The sequence below is a fragment of the Pseudomonas putida S13.1.2 genome (genome assembly GCF_000498395.2).
GTDB classification, from domain to species: domain Bacteria; phylum Pseudomonadota; class Gammaproteobacteria; order Pseudomonadales; family Pseudomonadaceae; genus Aquipseudomonas; species Aquipseudomonas putida_Q.
Window position 1 is genome coordinate 2,598,192 of the sequence record NZ_CP010979.1, and the last position, 17,408, is coordinate 2,615,599.

The 17,408-nt window shown below is 63.1% G+C and carries 10 protein-coding genes; 5 read left to right on the forward strand and 5 right to left on the reverse strand.

What is annotated here, in order from left to right:
- Positions 1–106 precede the first annotated feature (106 nt).
- Positions 107–2,623 carry a UvrD-helicase domain-containing protein gene (locus N805_RS11695; protein WP_033742374.1) on the reverse strand — a complete coding sequence of 839 codons (2,517 nt, stop codon included), beginning with the start codon at positions 2,621–2,623 and terminating at the stop codon, positions 107–109.
- Positions 2,624–2,797: 174 nt separating this feature from the next.
- On the opposite strand from N805_RS11695, the gene N805_RS11700 reads away from it, so the two are divergent.
- From N805_RS11700 to N805_RS11720, 5 genes are all read left to right on the forward strand, one after another.
- The gene (locus N805_RS11700; protein WP_028613546.1) at positions 2,798–3,496 is read left to right on the forward strand and encodes a pirin family protein; all 699 of its coding nucleotides are present in this window, start codon (positions 2,798–2,800) and stop codon (positions 3,494–3,496) included.
- A gap of 340 nt (positions 3,497–3,836) precedes the next feature.
- Entirely contained in the window at positions 3,837–6,608 is a 2,772-nt protein-coding gene (locus N805_RS11705; RefSeq protein ID WP_046811322.1) for an amino acid adenylation domain-containing protein, read from the forward strand.
- A gap of 97 nt (positions 6,609–6,705) precedes the next feature.
- Entirely contained in the window at positions 6,706–7,236 is a 531-nt protein-coding gene (locus tag N805_RS11710) for a sigma-70 family RNA polymerase sigma factor (protein WP_028613545.1), read from the forward strand.
- Positions 7,237–7,238: 2 nt separating this feature from the next.
- The gene (locus N805_RS11715) at positions 7,239–8,186 is read left to right on the forward strand and encodes a FecR domain-containing protein (RefSeq protein WP_028613544.1); all 948 of its coding nucleotides are present in this window, start codon (positions 7,239–7,241) and stop codon (positions 8,184–8,186) included.
- 84 nt (positions 8,187–8,270) lie between these two features.
- Positions 8,271–10,721, forward strand: coding sequence for a TonB-dependent siderophore receptor (locus tag N805_RS11720; protein ID WP_028613543.1), 2,451 nt, complete (start codon positions 8,271–8,273; stop codon positions 10,719–10,721).
- Between the two features lie 490 nt (positions 10,722–11,211).
- Here N805_RS11720 and N805_RS11725 read toward each other — a convergent pair whose 3' ends face one another.
- The 4 genes from N805_RS11725 to N805_RS11740 all read right to left on the reverse strand — a co-directional run bounded on the left by N805_RS11725 (position 11,212) and on the right by N805_RS11740 (position 17,408).
- Positions 11,212–13,062 carry a DUF3857 domain-containing transglutaminase family protein gene (locus tag N805_RS11725; protein ID WP_019472930.1) on the reverse strand — a complete coding sequence of 617 codons (1,851 nt, stop codon included), beginning with the start codon at positions 13,060–13,062 and terminating at the stop codon, positions 11,212–11,214.
- A gap of 79 nt (positions 13,063–13,141) precedes the next feature.
- Entirely contained in the window at positions 13,142–13,627 is a 486-nt protein-coding gene (locus N805_RS11730) for an isochorismatase family cysteine hydrolase (protein ID WP_019472931.1), read from the reverse strand.
- Positions 13,628–13,686: 59 nt separating this feature from the next.
- Positions 13,687–16,173 (reverse strand): TonB-dependent siderophore receptor, encoded by a 2,487-nt coding sequence (locus N805_RS11735; RefSeq protein WP_019472932.1) that lies wholly within the window; start codon positions 16,171–16,173, stop codon positions 13,687–13,689.
- A gap of 287 nt (positions 16,174–16,460) precedes the next feature.
- Positions 16,461–17,408, reverse strand: a complete 948-nt coding sequence (locus N805_RS11740; protein WP_019472933.1) for a FecR domain-containing protein — start codon at positions 17,406–17,408, stop codon at positions 16,461–16,463.

Consider the following 17,408-nt stretch of genomic DNA (forward strand, 5'->3'; position numbering starts at 1 on the left):
TCGCGGGCACGCCCGCTCCCACCAGGACGGCGCATTCCTGAACCTGTGGGAGCGGGCGTGCCCGCGAAGGGCTGCAGAGCAGCCCCGGTAATACCTGGATTTTGGCCTACTGCCCACGCAGGTCTTCGAAAAAGGCCTGCCTGCCATCCACCTGGCTCGACGCCCTTGGGGCAGCCGCCGCTTCACCATTGGCGGCCTCGACATGCCAGTAGCAGTGCTGTACCGCGCGGGTCACCGCCACGTAGGCAAGGCGCTGCACTTCTTCTTTCTGCGCCGTATCGAACGGTTGGGCATCACCGGCCTTGCCCAGACCGGCCTGGCGGTACACCTGGTTCTTGTAGGGCGAGCTGGTCAGGTACTGGCAGTCGCCCAGCATGAACACCGCATCGGCCTGCAAGCCCTTGGCACTGTGGTAGGTCAGCTGGCGCAGCCGGCGCTGTTCGGCCGGCAATGCTGCTTCGGCGTGCAGCACGCTTTGCAGGTGCTCGTTCATCAAGGCCCTGTCGCTGCCCTTGCGGTACAGCATCATCACCGTCTCGCCCCGCTGGTAGTGCTCGATCAGCGTTTCCCCCAGGGCGGCCTCGTCACGGTCGAATACCTTGACCGCAGAGCCCGGCAATTCGGCTGCCGGGCCACTGGCGCGGGCTTTCTTGCCGGCAATCGCCGGGGTGCCTTTGACCAGGTGCTCGGCCGCGTCGATCACCTGCTGCTGGCAGCGGTAGTTGTCGACCAGCATCACCCGCGTGTTGGCCGGCGACGGGAAGGCTTTGGTGAATTCCATGAAGTACTTGGGCGAACTGCCCCGCCAGCCATAGATCGACTGCCAGTCGTCACCCACGCACAGCAGCGACGAATGCTGGGCATGGCGCCCGGTGTGCATGGTCGGGCCACGTCGGCGGATTTCAGCAAGGCTGGCGCGCAGCCAGCTGACGATCTGCGGCGACACGTCCTGGAACTCGTCGATCATCAGGTGTGCCAGAGGCCGCAACAACGGGTCGGGCAGCAGTTGCAGGTTTTCCGGGTTGTTCTCGCTGAACAGGGCGAACATGCGGTTGTAGCTCATCACCGGCGGCGACTGATCCAGCAGGTGTGCTTCCAGGGCCTTCCAGTACAGGGCCAGGGCCTCGAAAAACAAGGCATCGCTGTCGCCAGACGGGAAGCTCATCGCCGCCACCGCGTTGTTCACGTCCAGGCCAAGGTTCTCGATGAAGTTGGCCGCGCCGACAAAGGCGTCCAGCAACGGCGCCGGTGCCAGCTCGCCCTTGACCTTGTACTCGAACCCCGGGCCGGCCACGGCATCGCCAGCCAGCGAAGCGGCCAGGCGGCGGGCCATGGCGTAATTGTCGAGCCAGATCAACGGCCGATCGCAGAAGGCCTGCAACAGGGTGCGCTTGACCGCCCACTCGGCACGCACCGCCAACTTGGCACCGGGGCGCTGGTACTGCGCGCTCTCTGCAGGGTCGAAGCCCAGCACGACCAGAGGCCCTTGGCCAGCCAGGCGGCCATGCACATGGAAGCGGCTGCCACGGATGTCGACAGTTTCGCGGCAAGGCTCGATGCCCTTGATTGGCCAGGCGCCGGCGGCGAACCACAGGTCCTCGATTACGTCGCACAATTCTTCGTCGCGCTGGGCCGCCAACTGGGTCACCTGTGCGCGCTTTTGCACGTCGGGGTTGTTCGGGTCCAGTGGTTTGAGTTGCAAGGCTTCGTTGCGCAACAGGCCGACCAGCTCGGCAAAACGCGGGCTCTCGCCCAGCACGCTGCTGTAGCACTGGTTCAGCTGCTGACGCTGGGCATCGTTAAGGCGCAGGTCGAACGGGTTGCTGTCCGCCTCGGCTTCACGCCCGGCAGGCATTTCGTTGCCCAGTGTTTCGAATGCGCGCACCTGGCCAAAGCCCGGCAGGCTGCGCACCAGCGGCAGGATGCGCGAATGGAAGGTACGCACCAGCTCGCGGGCCTGCACCGGTTGCAGGTTGATCTGCCATAAGGCAAATACCTGCAGCAGGCGCTTGATGAAGTCCTTGCGCGACTCGCGAGTGAACGTGACCACGGTCATCGCGTCCAGCTCGTAACCCAGATAATGGCGCAGCAGCAGGATGCGCAACACCAGCGACGTGGACTTGCCTGCCCCGGCCCCGGCCACCACACAGGTGGACGGGGTGTCACTGAAGATCAGCTTCCACTGTGCGGCGCTGGGTTGCGCCTCGGCGGGCAGGCGCTGGGCGACATCGGCCTTGAAGCGTTTTTTCAGCTCGGCCGTCAGCGGCAGGCGCCAGTCGTCGAACAGGTTGTCGTCCTGGCCGGGTACCGCAGCGGTATCGGGGCGCGAATCGCGAATCACCAGCACCTGGCGCCCGGCCTCGTAGCCCTCCACCCGACCGCGCTCGAACCCTTCACGCACGCCATCGGCATGCCCAGTGTGCTGGCCGGTGGCGTGGCCGAGGAACCACGAGTCGCGATGCTGGGCCTGCAGGCGGGTCAGGCCACGCCCCAGCAGGCGGGCGACCAGGCGGCGGAACCAGGGCAATTGGGCAGGAGGGGTAAGGTCGGCGGGGGCCTGGGGTTGCTCGTGGGCCACGGTCACTCCGTTGAAAAACAAAAACAGCCGGCATGTTCGCCGCATCGACGGAAAATCGCCAGCGAATGCTTGCAGATCAGTGGATTAGGCGATGAAGCGAGTCAGGAATCGCTGAAAAAACATCTATTAACTTGATTGTTTTAAGCCGATATTTACGCTTATTTTCGATGTTTTGTTAGCGCATCATGGCCTCATTCCACTGATTCAAGGAGCACGATCATGCTGCAACTACGACCCTTTGAAGGCCTGGGCCACGCCAACCACGGCTGGCTCGATGCCCACCACCATTTCTCGTTCGCCGAATACTACGACCCGGCGCGCATGCACTGGGGCAACCTGCGGGTGTGGAACGACGACCTGATCGCCGCTGGCAGCGGCTTCCCGCCGCACCCGCACCGCGACATGGAAATCATCACCTATGTGCGTGAAGGCGCGATCAGCCACCAGGACAGCCTGGGTAACAAGGGCCGTACCGAGGCCGGTGACGTGCAGGTGATGAGTGCCGGCACCGGCATCGTGCACAGCGAGTACAACCTGGAAGACGTCGATACGCGTATTTTCCAGATCTGGATCGTGCCTGAGCGCACCGGTGAGGCACCGCAGTGGGGTAGCCGGCCGTTCCCCAAAGGCGAGCGTGGCGAAGGCTTCGTGACCCTGGCCAGCGGTCGTGCCGGTGATGAAGACAGCCTGCAGATTCGCACCGATGCCCGACTGGTAGCTGCCACCTTGCGTGCCGGTGAAACCGCCGAGTATCGCTTCGATGCCGCACGCCGGGGTTACCTGGTGCCGGCCAAGGGGCTGGTGGACGTCAACGGGCTGCGGGCCAAGGCGCGCGATGGTGTGGCGATCGAGCAGGAGCAGGTGCTGCGGGTAACCGCCATCGAGGACAGCGAGATCGTGCTGGTGGATGTGGCCTGAGGCCTGTCCTGTGAGGTCGCATCCCGATACTCTGCTGTGGGAGCGGCCTTGCGTCGCGATCGGGCCGCAAAGCGGCCCCGGCGATTTCCGCTGTGATGCTGGAATCCTGGGGCCGCTGCGCAGCCCTATCGCGACACAAGGCCGCTCCCACAATGGAACCGCGTAAACCTGTAGGCATCGCCCTGGGCGCGAGTGTGCACATGGGCTTCCTTCGACCACTTCCGTAATTTGGAGCTGCTGTGTGCCCCCGGCCATCGCTGAACATTGGCGCCATCGGCCACCCTGCACTAGCGTTGTGCTACCAGCCAGCCCCAACGTTCATGCGGAGCCCTCACCCATCATGCCGGACCTGCGCCCGAACCCGACGCTGTGCCTGGAGTACCGTGCCGAACAGCCGATTCACCATGCCTTCCTCGAGCAGGCCGGCCGCTGCCCGGAGGCCACCGCCATCCTTGCCCGGCACACCACCTGCAGCTATGCCCAACTGGCGCAGACCAGCCAGGGCATTGCCGCCTATCTGCTGGAAAACGCTGCCAGTGGCACCGAACCTGTGGTCATTGTCGCCAGTCGGTGCGCCGCCTTGGTGTACGCCATGCTGGGCTGCCTGCGCGCCGGCCAAGCCTTTACCGTGGCCGACGCTGCGTACCCCCCCGCGCGCATCGGGCAGATCATCCGCACACTGAAGCCGGCCGTGGTCCTGCGCTGTGGCGAGGCATCCGTCGACGCCGACGCCCCCCTTGTAGTCACGGTGCCGGAAGCCCCCGCCGAGGCACTGCAAGCCTTTCCCTGCCAACCGGTCGAGCTGCCCAGCGTCAGCCCCGAGCAACCGGCGTACATCACCTTCACCTCGGGCAGCACCGGTGAACCCAAGGGTATCGTTACCCACCACGCGCCACTGGTGCATTTTATCGACTGGCATGTGCGCCAGCATGGCTTTACCCAGGCCGACACCTTCTCCCTGCTTTCCGGCCTGGGCCACGACCCGGTGTACCGCGACGTGTTCACACCACTGTCAATTGGTGCGACCCTCGCCTGCCCCGCCCAGCCGACCCTGACCGACCCGTCACGGCTGGCGGGCTGGATTCACCAGCATGGCGTGAGCGTGATCCACCTCACCCCGCCGCTAGGCAAGCTGATCGAGACCGGCGCACACATGAATGGCCAGGTACTCGATCAACTGCGCTACCTGTTCTGGGGCGGCGATGCGCTCAGCCCGGCGCTGTACCAGCAGATACGCGCCATTGCGCCCTGTGCTGTCAGTGTCAACTTCTATGGCACCACGGAAACGCCACAAGCGATGGCCTTCCATACCCTCTCCCCTGACTGGGACAGTTCACGGGTGCCCTTGGGCAAAGGCATCGCCAATGCGCAGTTGTTGGTGGTCGACTCTACCAATCAGCTGGTCAGCGCGGGCGAAACCGGTGAAATCCTGATCCGCAGCCCTTACCTGTCGCAGGGTTACTGGGGCGACGCGGCGCTGACCGAGGCCAAGTTCATCGTCAACCCGTTCACCGGCGCCGCAGGTGACCGCTGTTATCGCACCGGTGACCTGGGCACCTACCTGGCCGATGGCAGTGCCATTTTTCTGGGGCGCGGTGACAGCCAGGTAAAAATCCGTGGCCATCGCATCGAGCTGGCGGAAATCGAGCACGCCATTACCCGTCACCCGCACATCGGCCAATGCGTGGTCGTGGCCAACCACGACAGCGCGTCGACCCGGCTGGTTGCCTATTGTGTCGCGCAAAAGCCCACCACCGCCGATGAACTGCGCCAGGCGCTCGCCGGCCAGCTACCGGATTACATGGTGCCGGCGCTGTGCGTGTTCGTGGACGCCCTGCCGCTCACCCCTAACGGCAAGGTGGACAAACGCGCCTTGCCTGCGCCCTTTGACGACAACGCCAACCAGCCCTTGTCCCCTCTGGCCGAAAAGCTGAGCACGGCCTGGGCTCGCATTCTGCAGGTGCCGCGCCTGGACGCCAGGTTGAGCTTTGTCGAACTGGGCGGCGACTCGCTGTCGTTCGTGCAGGCCTCGCGGGCGCTGGAAGAACTGATCGGCCACCTGCCGCAGCGTTGGGAAACGCTGCCGGTGTGCCAGCTGGCCGAGCTGAGTGCGCCCCCCAACGGCGCGTTGCGGGTGATGGAGATGCCGGTGTTCGTGCGGATGCTCGCCATCATCCTGATCGTGGTCGGCCACCTGAGCGAGTTCGACCACTGGCTGATCGTCGGCGAAACGTCTGTGCTGTTCCTGGTTTCCGGCATCAGCCTGGCCCGGTTCCAGCTCAAGGCCATCGAAGAACGTGGCGATGCGCGTACACTCCTCAGGTCGCTGGCAGCCATCGTGGTGCCCACGCTGTTGTACACCGCGCTGATCCAGTTGGTGTTCGACCGGTTGCACTGGCAATCGCTGCTGCTGGTGTCCAACTGGTTCCCGGCCAGCGAAGTCAGCCTGTTCAATTACTGGTACATCGAAGTGCTGGTGCAGATGATCCTGATCATCGGTGTGGTGCTGTCGATCAGGCGCGTACGCCAGGTCGTCCTCGCCGACCCGTTCCGCTGCCTGATCATTGCGGCCTGTGTGCTGGTGGCGGTGGATGTGCTGCTCAGCCAGTTCGTGTTCGACGCCAGTACGCTGCTCAACCGGGTACCGCAGCACTTCCTGGCGGTCATGGTGCTGGGCATGGCCGTGCACCACGCCGACACTACCGCGCGCAAGTGGGTAGCCAGCGGGGTGGCCGTGCTGGTGGTCGGCGAGCTGGACCTGATGGCGGTTGCCGGCGTTGGCTGGGAGGCTTTCTCGCGTTATATCGATATCGCCCTGCCGGCGATGCTGGCCCTGATCTGGTTCCGCTCGGTGCCAGTGCCCGCCCTGGTAGCACGGGGCGGCGCGGTCATCGCATCGTCCACCTTGTTCATCTATCTGACGCATTTCCAGTTCCAGTCGCTGGCGGACCATATCTTCAGGCACCCGCTGTTCGAGGTAGCCCTGGCACTCGCCGGAGGGGTACTGGTGGGTTACTGCTGGAACACCCTGTTGCGTCTGCTGTTTACGCGATGGAACAAGCAAAACCGGGCGCCTGGAGCCGATGCAACCGAGCGTGCTACCTCTGCTTGAGTTGACTTGCCGGCAATGGCGCTGCGATTGCAAACCCTGAAACACTCTGCCTAAAATGCGAACCATTAACATTTGTAAACATTTTCAGGCGGCATGGATGAGCATCCCGGATATAGCTTTTACTTCTCAAGTCAGCCAGCTATACCGGGCCCAGAGCAAATGGTTGCATAACTGGCTGAAACTGCGGGTGAACTGCAGCCACCTGGCAGCAGACCTCGTCCAGGATGTGTTCGTGCGTGTCATGTCTGCCGCCGACGCCGCCGCCAAGCTCGACGCCGTACGCGAACCCAAAGGCTACCTGGCAACCATCGCTCGCCGCCTGATGATCGACCACCTGCGCCGTGTGCACCTGGAAAGGGCCTGGCTGCAGGTGCTCGCCGAGCAACCCGAAGCACTGGACATCTCACCTGAGCAACGTGTGGCCTTGCTGCAAACCTTGTTCGAGCTTGACGCCATGCTAGCCGCGCTCGGGCCCAAGGTGCGTGAGGCATTTTTGCTTTCGCAGATCGATGGCATGCCCTACAAACACATCGCCACCCAGCTGGGTATTTCCGAAGTCAGTGTGCGCCGCTACATTGCCAAGGCGGCCGAGCACTGCATGATCTACAGCCTTGGGCATGGCCACTGAGCATGAACCTGAATGCCGAGCAACTGGCTTCGTTGCGCCAGGCCGCGCACTGGTTCAGCCAGCTCAACAGCGGTGAGGTGCAGGCCAGTGATTACTCGGCCTGGCAACTGTGGCTGAATGCCACGCCCGTCAATGCCTGGGCCTGGCAGCAGGCCGAGCGCCTGCAAACGCGCATGGCAGCCAGCGAAAACCCGGCGTCTGCGCGCGTACTGGCGCTGGCAGCCCATGGCCGCAACGCCAGCCGTCGGCGGGTGGTCAAGGCTGGCTTGATACTGCTGGGCGGCGGCGCGCTGGGCCTGGGGGGATACCGGGAGGTCAAGCAGTCTCCACTGCTGGCAGACGTGCGCACCGGCGTGGGCGAACAGCGTTCGCTGGTGCTGAACAATGGCACTGCGCTGATGCTCAATACCGCCTCTGCAGTCGATGTGGATGACGCCCTCGACCCTGCACGCTTGCTGCTGCGCCAAGGTGAAGTCATGGTCACGGTACCCGCGCGCCAGCATTGCACGGTCAGCACCCGAAACGGCACGGTCGAGGCAGGCGAAAGCCGCTTCGCCCTGCGTTTGTTCGATGACGGCAGCAGCCTGGAGGTGTTTGCCCGGCAGGCTCGTGTAACCCTGAGCTCGGGCCAGACCCTGCTGGTAAACAGTGGCGAGCGTTGTCGGTTCAATGACCAGGGTTTCGCCGCGCTGGAAACCGTCCCCTTGGCCGCAGATGCCTGGGGCCGTGGGTTGCTGATTGCCAATGACCAACGCCTCGACGCTTTCATCAGCAACCTTTCCCGCTACCGCCCGGGCTGGCTGCGCTGCGCGCCGGCCGTAGCAGGGCTGCGCATCAGCGGCACCTACCGGCTCGACGATACCGACCAGATACTGCGCGCGCTGACCACGTCACTGCCGGTGCAGGTCCAGGTGCGTACGCGTTTCTGGGTCACCATCACGGCGGCGTAAAAAAATGCTGGGCGCCTGATCACTTTGCCAGGGCTTATCCGACTCATAGGTATCCCGACTTTTACCTATCAGAGAAACGCGACGATGACCTGCCGCTTCAACACCAGGCCTTTCACTGCGCCAGGCCTGCGCACCTGCCTGCTACTGACTGCACTGCTCGCGGGGCCTGGCGCTGCCTGCGCCGCGCAAGCCCATGACTACCACCTGCCACAGGGCGACCTGGGCGAAACGCTGACCCAGTTCGCTGCCGAGTCTGGCATCGTGCTGTCCTTCGACACCCACTGGACGCGCGGTAAACGTTCGCCTGCGCTTGAGGGGCGCTATGACGTCGACCAAGCCTTGCAGATTCTGCTCAGTGGCACCGGGTTGCAGGCTACTCGGGAAAGCGACGGGCGCTATTCGCTGCTGTTGCCCGCCCAACAGGGCGATGTGCTGGAGTTGGCGCCCAGCCGTGTCGATGCGCTGGGGCTGGGTAACGTCACCGAGGGTACTGGCGCCTACACCACCGGCGGTTCTACCAGCGCAACCAAGCTGCCGCTGACCCTGCGCGAAACGCCGCAGTCGGTCAGCGTGATCACCCGCCAGGTTATCGACGACCATGGCTCGCAAGACATCGGCGACGTGCTGCGCAACACGCCCGGGGTTTCGGTCCAGGCTTACGACAGCGAACGCATGGAGTACTCAGCACGCGGGTTTGCCATTACCAACTACCAGTACGATGGCATCAACACCATCTACGACGGCGTCTACGATGAGGGCGTGACCCACGTCGACATGGCCGCCTACGACCGCATCGAAGTCATCAAGGGTGCGACCGGCCTGATGACCGGCTCTGGCGACCCATCGGCGACGGTCAACCTGGTGCGCAAGAAGCCCACTCAAGACTTCAAGGCGTCGATCACCGCCAGCGCAGGGTCCTGGGACAACTACCGTACCGAAGGTGATATTTCGGGGTCGCTCAACGACAGCGGTAGCGTACGTGGCCGCCTGGTGGGGGCCTACCAGGACCGCAAGTCGTACCTGGACCACTACAAGCAGAAAAAGGATGTTTACTACGGCATTCTTGAAGCCGACCTGACGCCCGATATCCTCCTCACCTTCGGCATCGACAACCAAGCCACGACCCCGCGTGGCTCGTCGTGGACCGGTAACCCGACTTACTTTTCCGATGGCAGCCGCACCGACTTCTCGCGCTCGCACAACCCGGCGGCAGACTGGAGCCGTCGCGACTTCCAGTCCACCACCTACTTCACCTCACTGGAGCAGGCCCTGGCCAACGACTGGAAGATCAAACTCAGCCTCAACCACATGATCAGCGATCATGACACGCGCCTGGCGTCTGCCAGCGGCGGCAACCCGGACCCGGCGACCGGCGAGGGCATGTTCCTGTACTGGGGACGCTGGGAAGGTCACCGCGTGCAAAACACCGCAGACGTGAATATATCCGGCCCGTTCACCCTGTTCGGCCGCGAGAACGACCTGGTGGCAGGCTTCATGACATCGCATTCGAAGCAGACCGGCGATACCTACGACGGCAGCGCGTTCGCCCTGGTGCCCGGCTCCATTTTCGACTGGAACGGCAAACTGCCGGAGCAGAACTTCCCGAAAAACGGCGACTACACCACCACGCAAAGCCAGAATGGCGCCTACGTGGCCACCCGCCTGAGGCCGACCGACAAGCTCTCGGTCATCCTCGGCACCCGGGTCAGCACCTTCAAGTACAACGATGATCAAGACTATTACGCCACGTCGTCGCTAAGCGATACCCATGCAAGCTACAAGGAACACGGTGTGGTCACCCCCTATGCGGGCGTGGTCTATGACCTGGACGACACCTACTCGGTCTATGCCAGCTACACGTCGATCTACCAGCCGCAAGTGTACAAGGACATCAACGGCGCCACCCTTGCGCCCGTCGAAGGCGACGGCTATGAAGCCGGGCTGAAGGCCGCCTGGTTCGACGGCAGGCTGAACGGCACCCTGGCGTTCTTCCGCATCGAGCAAGACAACGTCGCCTCCAACATCGGCACCGACCCGGTGACCAACGAAGGCATCTACAAGGCCATCGACGGCGCCACCACCAAAGGCGTCGAGTTGGAACTGGCCGGCGAACTGGCGCCCGGCTGGAACGTCACCGCAGGCTACACCTACGCCCGTACCCGCGACGCCGACGACCAGCGGATTTTCGGCTTCCCATTGGCAACCACCAAGCCTGAGCACGTGGTACGGCTGTTCAATACCTACCGTCTGCCTGGCGCATTCGACCAGGTGACCGTGGGCGGTGGGCTGCGCTGGCAGAGCGGCTTCTACGGCAACATCTACAGCCCGATCGCCAACGACTATACCCGCATCAAGCAAGGCGGCTACACCCTGGTGGACCTGATGGCCCGCTATCAGTACAGCGAGCACCTGAGCTTCACGGTCAATGCCAACAACGTGTTCGACAAGGTCTACCTGACCGGGCTGGGCAACTTCGATACCACGTACTACGGCGAACCACGCAACCTGATGGTCACGACCCGCTGGGATTTCTAGAGCTACTGCCTTGTGCTGCCCGTCCTGGCCTCATCGCCGGCAAGCCAGCTCCTACAAGACCCGCGCAGCACTTGAGACCTGCGCCGGACCTGTGGAAGTTGCCTGTGCTGGCCTCATCGCCGGCAAGCCAGCTCCTACAAGACCCGCGCAGCACTTGAGACCTGCGCCGGACCTGTGGAAGCTGCCTGTGCTGGCCTCATCGCCGGCAAGCCAGCTCCTACAAGACCCGCGCAGCACTTGAGACCTGCGCCGGACCTGTGGAAGCTGCCTGTGCTGGCCTCATCGCCGGCAAGCCAGCTCCTACAAGACCCGCGCAGCACTTGAGACCTGCGCTGGACCTGTGGAAGTTGCCTGTGCTGGCCTCATCGCCGGCAAGCCAGCTCCTACAAGAACCGCGCGGTACTTGAGACCTGCGCTGGACCTGTGGGAGCTGGCTTGCCGGCGATGGGCCGCAAAGCGGCCCTGATTGCTCAACCGACCGGTATCAGAGCTACCCCGCCTGCACGATGATCTGGCTTTGCAGGTCGCGGATCATCGCCTCCAGCACCGGTTTCATCTCCATGAAGTCGTCAGGCGAGCAGACTACATCCGGGTGGCTGAACTTGAAACGCCGCTCCACCACCACAGCGTTGCCCTCCTGGGAGTAGCGCGCACTGTAGTCGACATCGCCATCATGCAACTGCACAGGCTTGGGGATCGCCAACACATTGACCTGGGCCGGGAACTCGAAACGCGACGTTTCCACCGTGTCGTTGGAAATGCACACGAAGCTCTGGCTGCGCTGCTTTTCCAGCGTGAAGCTGTACACATTCTGCGAGATACCGCCGGCCAGGCTGGTCAGGGTCGGTACGCCAACAGGCCCTGGCAGGTTGACCAGGTTTTCCGTGCGCCCGTCCACGGTGCTGACAAAATCACCGCTGGCAGCGGGCGGCGCGACCGTGAACGAACCCGTGCCACGCTGCCCGTAAGCGGTCAGCACTTTTTCCACCAGCATTTCGCGGTCCGCCGGCTTCATCAGTTTCACGCCAAAGCGGCTCATCTCGCTGGCCCAGCCCTTCACCGTCGAAACATTGGTGAATTCGGCGCCGCCATCGGCCTTGACCTTGAACAGCAAGTCACTGGAAACCTGGTTCAGTTGCATGGCCGGGGTTTTGCCAAACTCGCCAGTGGCAGTCAGCAGCACTCGCTTGTTCAGCACGGTCAAGGGCAGGTAACCGGCAGCAATCGAAGGGTCGGTCGAGTCCAGGTACAAGTCCAGGGCCGGCACATAGGTGATCACATGGTTCAGCACACCCAACGTCGGCACCTTGGGGAACACATAGGCAGTGCCCTGGTTCACCAGGGCCGGGGTGCTCTTGAGGCCTGCCGCGCTCAGCAGCGCTTCCAGCAGCGCAACATGGTCCTTGCAGTCCCCATAGCGGTTGTCCAGTACGGTTTGAGCGGCATGCGGTACCACCCCGCCAGCGCCAACGTACACCGCCACATAGCGGATGTTCTCGCGTACCCAGTCACTGAGGGTCAGGGCTTTTTCCCGCGCGGTGGGCAAGCCGGCCGTCAGGCGCTTCGCCAGTTCACTGATCTGCGGGGTGACCTCGGCCGTGGCCCTGGCCTGGTAGGCCTGGGCGAAGTCCTTGAAGCCGGAGAACGTCGAAACCGCCAGGTAGTGGCCGTAGTCCAGGTACGACACTGCACCTGTCTCGATCCGCGCCCGCGCCGCCGGTACATAGTCCCAGCGATACACCGTGCGCCCTTCCCCGCTGACGGGTGACGACGCCTTGAAACCACGGGCATCGGCCTGCAACGGCATGCCCTGAGGCAGGTCGTAGGTCAGCGAGAACTGCCCCATCGGGTAGAACTGCGGCACGGTGATGTCTTCGAACTGCCCAGGGAAAAGCGGTGTAGCGCGGTGACGTTGATAACGCAGCACCAGCCGGTCCCCCACCGCAACCTCGGGGAAGATGACCACCTTGTTGACCGAGTCCTGGAACATCGGCGCCTGCGCAGAAGCCTGCTCCTGCTGCTCCTTGATGTGCGCAGCATCCACCTGCACTTTTCGGCCATCGGGCTTTTGCGTGTAGGCCTCGACCACCTCCAGCGTCTCCAGCGAACGGTTGTAGCTTACCGGGTGCTGGGCATTGGTCTTGATGGCGCGTTCTTCGTTGATCAGCATGACGCTGTCGACATCCAGACGGAAGCTGCCGTCCTTCTGCACGACGAACGTCTGCGCGATCTTTTCCAGGGTGACTGAACGGTCGGTACCATCGATAAAGGCGTGGGCAAGACCCGCCCAGAGCATTGTGACAGGCAGCAGAACAGCTGCCAGGTATGGCTTTTTAAGCATGGAGATCCTTCTCGATCAGCGGACTACAATCGACAATGATACGCATTGGCACTGCATGATAGCAAAGTGACAATATTGTTTAGGGTTGTCCCGCCAGTTCGGCCAGCACTTCAGCCGAGGTCGTGACCTGGCGGAAGTGATGCTGCCACAGCTCGATCCCCAGCTTGGCCGACCGGTCCAGCGAAGACCCGACCGTCATGTCCGTCACCAGGGTGGGCGTCAGCCCCGCATCGAACAAAGCAAAGCCAGCGGCCAGCACACAGGTTTCGGTCTGCAGTCCACACACCAGCACTCGCTCCACACCCAGTTGCCTGATGTACTCGATGGCTTCGGCGCTCTGCCCGTAGCCATGCTTGATGAACACCTGGTCGGCTTCGACCAGGCTTTCGTCCTCGGCCGCCGGGTGCCAGCCGAGCTGCCGTTCGAACGGCGTGACCTGTTCGTCGTGCAACTCGACCGAGGCAATGGTAGGAATGTTCGCTGACAACCGCCGCAAGCCATCGACCAGCCACTCGGGCGGGCTGAAGGTGGACTGTACATCGACGATGAGCAAAACCTGGCGCATAGCGTTCTCCCGCCATTGGCAAAATGGCGCGGAGTATACCGCGTGGCGCGGGGGCTTGATCACCAGTCGTAGGTCATCTCTACCGACGCAACCCGCTCCTGTCCGTAATAGCAGCCAAACGCGTAGTTGCAGTCCGATACGTACTCGCGATCGAAGATGTTCTGCACGTTTACGCTGGCCTGCAGGCCGCGCAGGCTTGGGTCGAGCTTGGCCAGGTCGTAGCTGACGGTGGCGTCATACACGGCATAGGCCGGTACTTCGAAGGTATTGGCCGAGTTACCCTGTTTGCGGCCGGTATAACGTGCCCCGGCGCCGAAGGTCAGGCCATTGAGGGTGGCCTGGGTGAAGTGGTAATCCACCCACAGTGTGGCAGAAACCGGGGCCTGCGCCTCGTTGCGGTTGCCCTTGTCGCCGTAGGTGCTCTTGGTATAGAACGAGTCGATGTAGGTGGCAGCGGCCAGTACATCGACATTCTCGATGCTGGATTTGAGCTCCAGCTCCACACCACGCGAGCGCACCTCGCCATTTTGCGTCTGGTACTGCGGGTACTCGGTATCGCCGGTCAGCATGTTCTTCTGCTTCACCTGGAACACCGAAGCCGTGAACAAGGTGCCGTCGACTGGCTGGTACTTCAGCCCCACCTCGTATTGCTCGCCTTCGCTTGGCTCGAACGCCTTGCCGCCGCGCTCGGGTGCTGCCGTGCCCACGGTTGGCAAGAACGACTGGGAATAGCTGACATACGGCGCCAGGCCAAACTCGGTGACATAGGTCAGGCCGATGCGCCCGGTGAACTTGGTGTCGCGCTGGGAGGCAATGCTGTGCGCCAGCAGATCCTTGTTGTCGACTTCCGCCCAGTCCTGGCGCCCGCCTACGGTCAGGATCCAGTTGTCCAGCTTGATCTGGTCCTGCACGTACACCCCGGTCTGGCGCAGCGTGTTGTCCCAACGGGTATCCAGCACCGGCGTCACGTTGCTGGTGGGGTAGTTGTTCTTGCCATACAGGTCGACAGGCAACACGTTGTAGGCGTTGTAGCCATCGTACTTGCGCGAGAAGTGACGGTAGTCCGCGCCGGCCAGCAAGGTGTGCCGCAGTGCGCCCGTGTCGAAGGTGTACTCCAGGTTGTTATCGATGGTGTAGGCGATGTTGTGCTGGCGCCAGTCAAGCTTGACCCGGTTGGCGCGGGTGTAGTCCACCACATCGCCTTGCGTCACGAAGCTGCGCAGGTAGAAGCCTTTGTAGCGGTCGCGTACATCGGTGTAGCGCGCGGTAGAGCGAAACGCCAGTTCGTCACTGAAACGGTGGCTGAAGTCATAGCCAAAGATGTACTGGTTGCGCTTGTAATCGTTGTACCGCGAGTCCCCCGAGAAGAAGTCGCGGTCGATATGCTGGCCTGTCGGGCCACGCTTGAGCGAGCCGATCATCGGCAACGTCTGATAATCGGGCAAGCCATCATCACGCTGGACTTGGGCGAGCAGCGTCAGGGACGTGTCTTCGTTTGGCGCCCAGGTCAGGCTCGGCGCCAGCAACAAGCGCTCGCTGTGCGCGTGAGCGACCATCTCGTTGCCTTTGTCGGCAACGCCGACCAGGCGATAGGTAAAGGCCTTCTGCTCGTCCAGCGGGCCGCTGGTATCGAAGGCACCGTTGACCCGGTTGTAGCTGCCAGCGCCAAGCTTCACCTGGCTACGCTGCTCGCGGGTGGGGCGCTTGGAGACCATGTTGATCAGCCCGCCCGGCTGGTTTTGCCCGTACAGCACCGAAGATGGGCCTTTGAGCACTTCGATACGCTCCAGCGTGTAGGGGTCGATCTGGGGTGCGCCCCCAAGGCTACCGGCATACGGCAGGTACGCGCCGTCCAGGTACAGCGGGGTCGGGGCAAACCCGCGGCTGGTGATTTCGTCGGCAATGCTGTTGCGATCGGTAAAGCCGCCGGTAGCCAGGCCCGGGGTGTAGCGCAGCGCCTGGGTCAGGTTGCGCGCCCCCTGGGCTTGCACCTGGTCGGCGGTGATCACGTTGATGGCCTGGGGGATCTCCAGGATTGGCGTGTCAGTCTTGGTCCCGGTGGCACTGCGGCTGGCAACGTAGCCATTCACCGGCCCATAGGCAGACTCCGCAGCCGCACCGGTTACGCTGGTAGTATCAAGCTGCAAGGTCGAATCGTCACCGACCATGGGCAGCAGCGAGTAGCTGCCATTGGCCTGCTTCAACACCTGCAACCGGTTACCCGCCAGCAACTGGCGCAGGCCGGCATCGGGGCTGTAGCGGCCATGCAGGCCGGGCGACTTCAGCGCCTGCACCGATGACGGCTCGAATGACACCGTCACCCCGGCTGCCGAAGCGAATTGCGTGAGCGCCGTGGCCAGCGGGCCGGCGGCAATATCGAACGAAGCTTCAGCCTGGCTTTGGGCAATGGCAGGGCTGGCGACCATTACCGTTGCCAGTGGGGTCGCCAGCGCCACGCTGAACAATGCGCGATTCACGGCACGCGCCAGTTTGGTCCTGGTGGAGTTGATCAATAGGATGCGGTTGCAATCGTTGACAGCGAGCATGCGGTTTCCTTTCGCCCTGCGGCAGTTTTTTCATTGCGCTTGGTGCGCGTCTACCTACAAGTCGAACGAGAACGACAATCGATAACCCCCCAGGCAAAAAAAATCGCCAGCCTTCAGGCCATGACACTCAATCAAGCATTATGGGGCCGCGTTGCGGCCCATCGCCGGCAAGCCGGGCTCCCACAGGTACAGTGCAATGCTTGAGGGCTGCACCGTACCTGTGGGAGCCCGGCTTGCCGGCGATGGGCTGCGCAGCAGACCTAATGCTCCACTGCCGGCATCAGGCTTCAGGCAGCCTCGACGCGCGTCCAGTACCGGCTGAAGCGACGAATGCGCACAGGCAGCGTGGTGGTCAGGTTTTCCAGGACAATATCGATGTCGCCCAGGTGAAACGCCCCGGACAGTCGCAACCCGCCCACGGCCTCATCACAACCCAGGTACCCGGGCCGATACCGCTGCAGTTCACTCACCACATCAGCGAGGCGCCAGTCATCCACAATCAACATCTCGCGGGACCAGGCGTCTGCCATCGCCGCTAGCGGTGTCACGTTGCCGATCTTTTCGGTGCTGAATTGCAACTGTTGCCCGGCCTCTACCCGCACAGCCGCCATGGTCTGTGCACTGCGCACTTGCACCGCATGCTGCAGCACGCACACCCGCGTAACGTCGTCGTCGCAGCGCACGATAAAACGCGTACCCAGTGCGCGGACACTCCCCTGGCCGGTATGCACGATGAACGGGCGGGATAATGCATCCGATGCGGTCTGCACCAGGATCTCCCCTTTCAGCAACTCAAGTGCGCGCCACTGGCCGTCGTAGCGAATATCAACAGCGGTGTCGGTGTTCAATTGCAACTGGCTACCATCGTCCAGCCGCACCGAACGCTGCTCGCCAACGCCTGTGCGCACGTCGGCCATCCACTGCGCAACGCCGCCATCACGCAACACCACACCCCCGGTCGCGCCCGCGACCAGCAGCACCGACAACACCTTGAGTACCTCACGCCGCTTGGCCCTGGCACTGCTTAACGTCGGCCGTGCAATACCGGGTGTGACCTGCGCCAGCTTGCCCTGCAAGCGTGCCAGGCGCTCCCAGGCCTGCAAGTGTCGCGGGTCACTCGACAACCAGCGCTGATGCGCCGCTCGCGTGCTGTCATCCGCCTCGCAGCGCAGCTCCACATACCAGCGTGCGGCAGCCTCCAGTGTGTTGCGGTCCAATGGTTCAGCACCCGCCAT

What these genes read in the sequence shown, in the direction of transcription:
- N805_RS11700 (WP_028613546.1), top strand. Translation starts at nt 2,798, where the DNA reads ATGCTGCAACTACGACCCTTTGAAGGCCTGGGCCACGCCAACCACGGC.
- N805_RS11720 (WP_028613543.1), top strand. Translation starts at nt 8,271, where the DNA reads ATGACCTGCCGCTTCAACACCAGGCCTTTCACTGCGCCAGGCCTGCGC.
- N805_RS11705 (WP_046811322.1), top strand. Translation starts at nt 3,837, where the DNA reads ATGCCGGACCTGCGCCCGAACCCGACGCTGTGCCTGGAGTACCGTGCC.
- N805_RS11725 (WP_019472930.1), bottom strand. Translation starts at nt 13,062, where the DNA reads ATGCTTAAAAAGCCATACCTGGCAGCTGTTCTGCTGCCTGTCACAATG.
- N805_RS11715 (WP_028613544.1), top strand. Translation starts at nt 7,239, where the DNA reads ATGAACCTGAATGCCGAGCAACTGGCTTCGTTGCGCCAGGCCGCGCAC.
- N805_RS11740 (WP_019472933.1), bottom strand. Translation starts at nt 17,408, where the DNA reads ATGGCGGGTGCTGAACCATTGGACCGCAACACACTGGAGGCTGCCGCA.
- N805_RS11735 (WP_019472932.1), bottom strand. Translation starts at nt 16,173, where the DNA reads ATGCTCGCTGTCAACGATTGCAACCGCATCCTATTGATCAACTCCACC.
- N805_RS11695 (WP_033742374.1), bottom strand. Translation starts at nt 2,623, where the DNA reads ATGCGGCGAACATGCCGGCTGTTTTTGTTTTTCAACGGAGTGACCGTG.
- N805_RS11730 (WP_019472931.1), bottom strand. Translation starts at nt 13,627, where the DNA reads ATGCGCCAGGTTTTGCTCATCGTCGATGTACAGTCCACCTTCAGCCCG.
- N805_RS11710 (WP_028613545.1), top strand. Translation starts at nt 6,706, where the DNA reads ATGAGCATCCCGGATATAGCTTTTACTTCTCAAGTCAGCCAGCTATAC.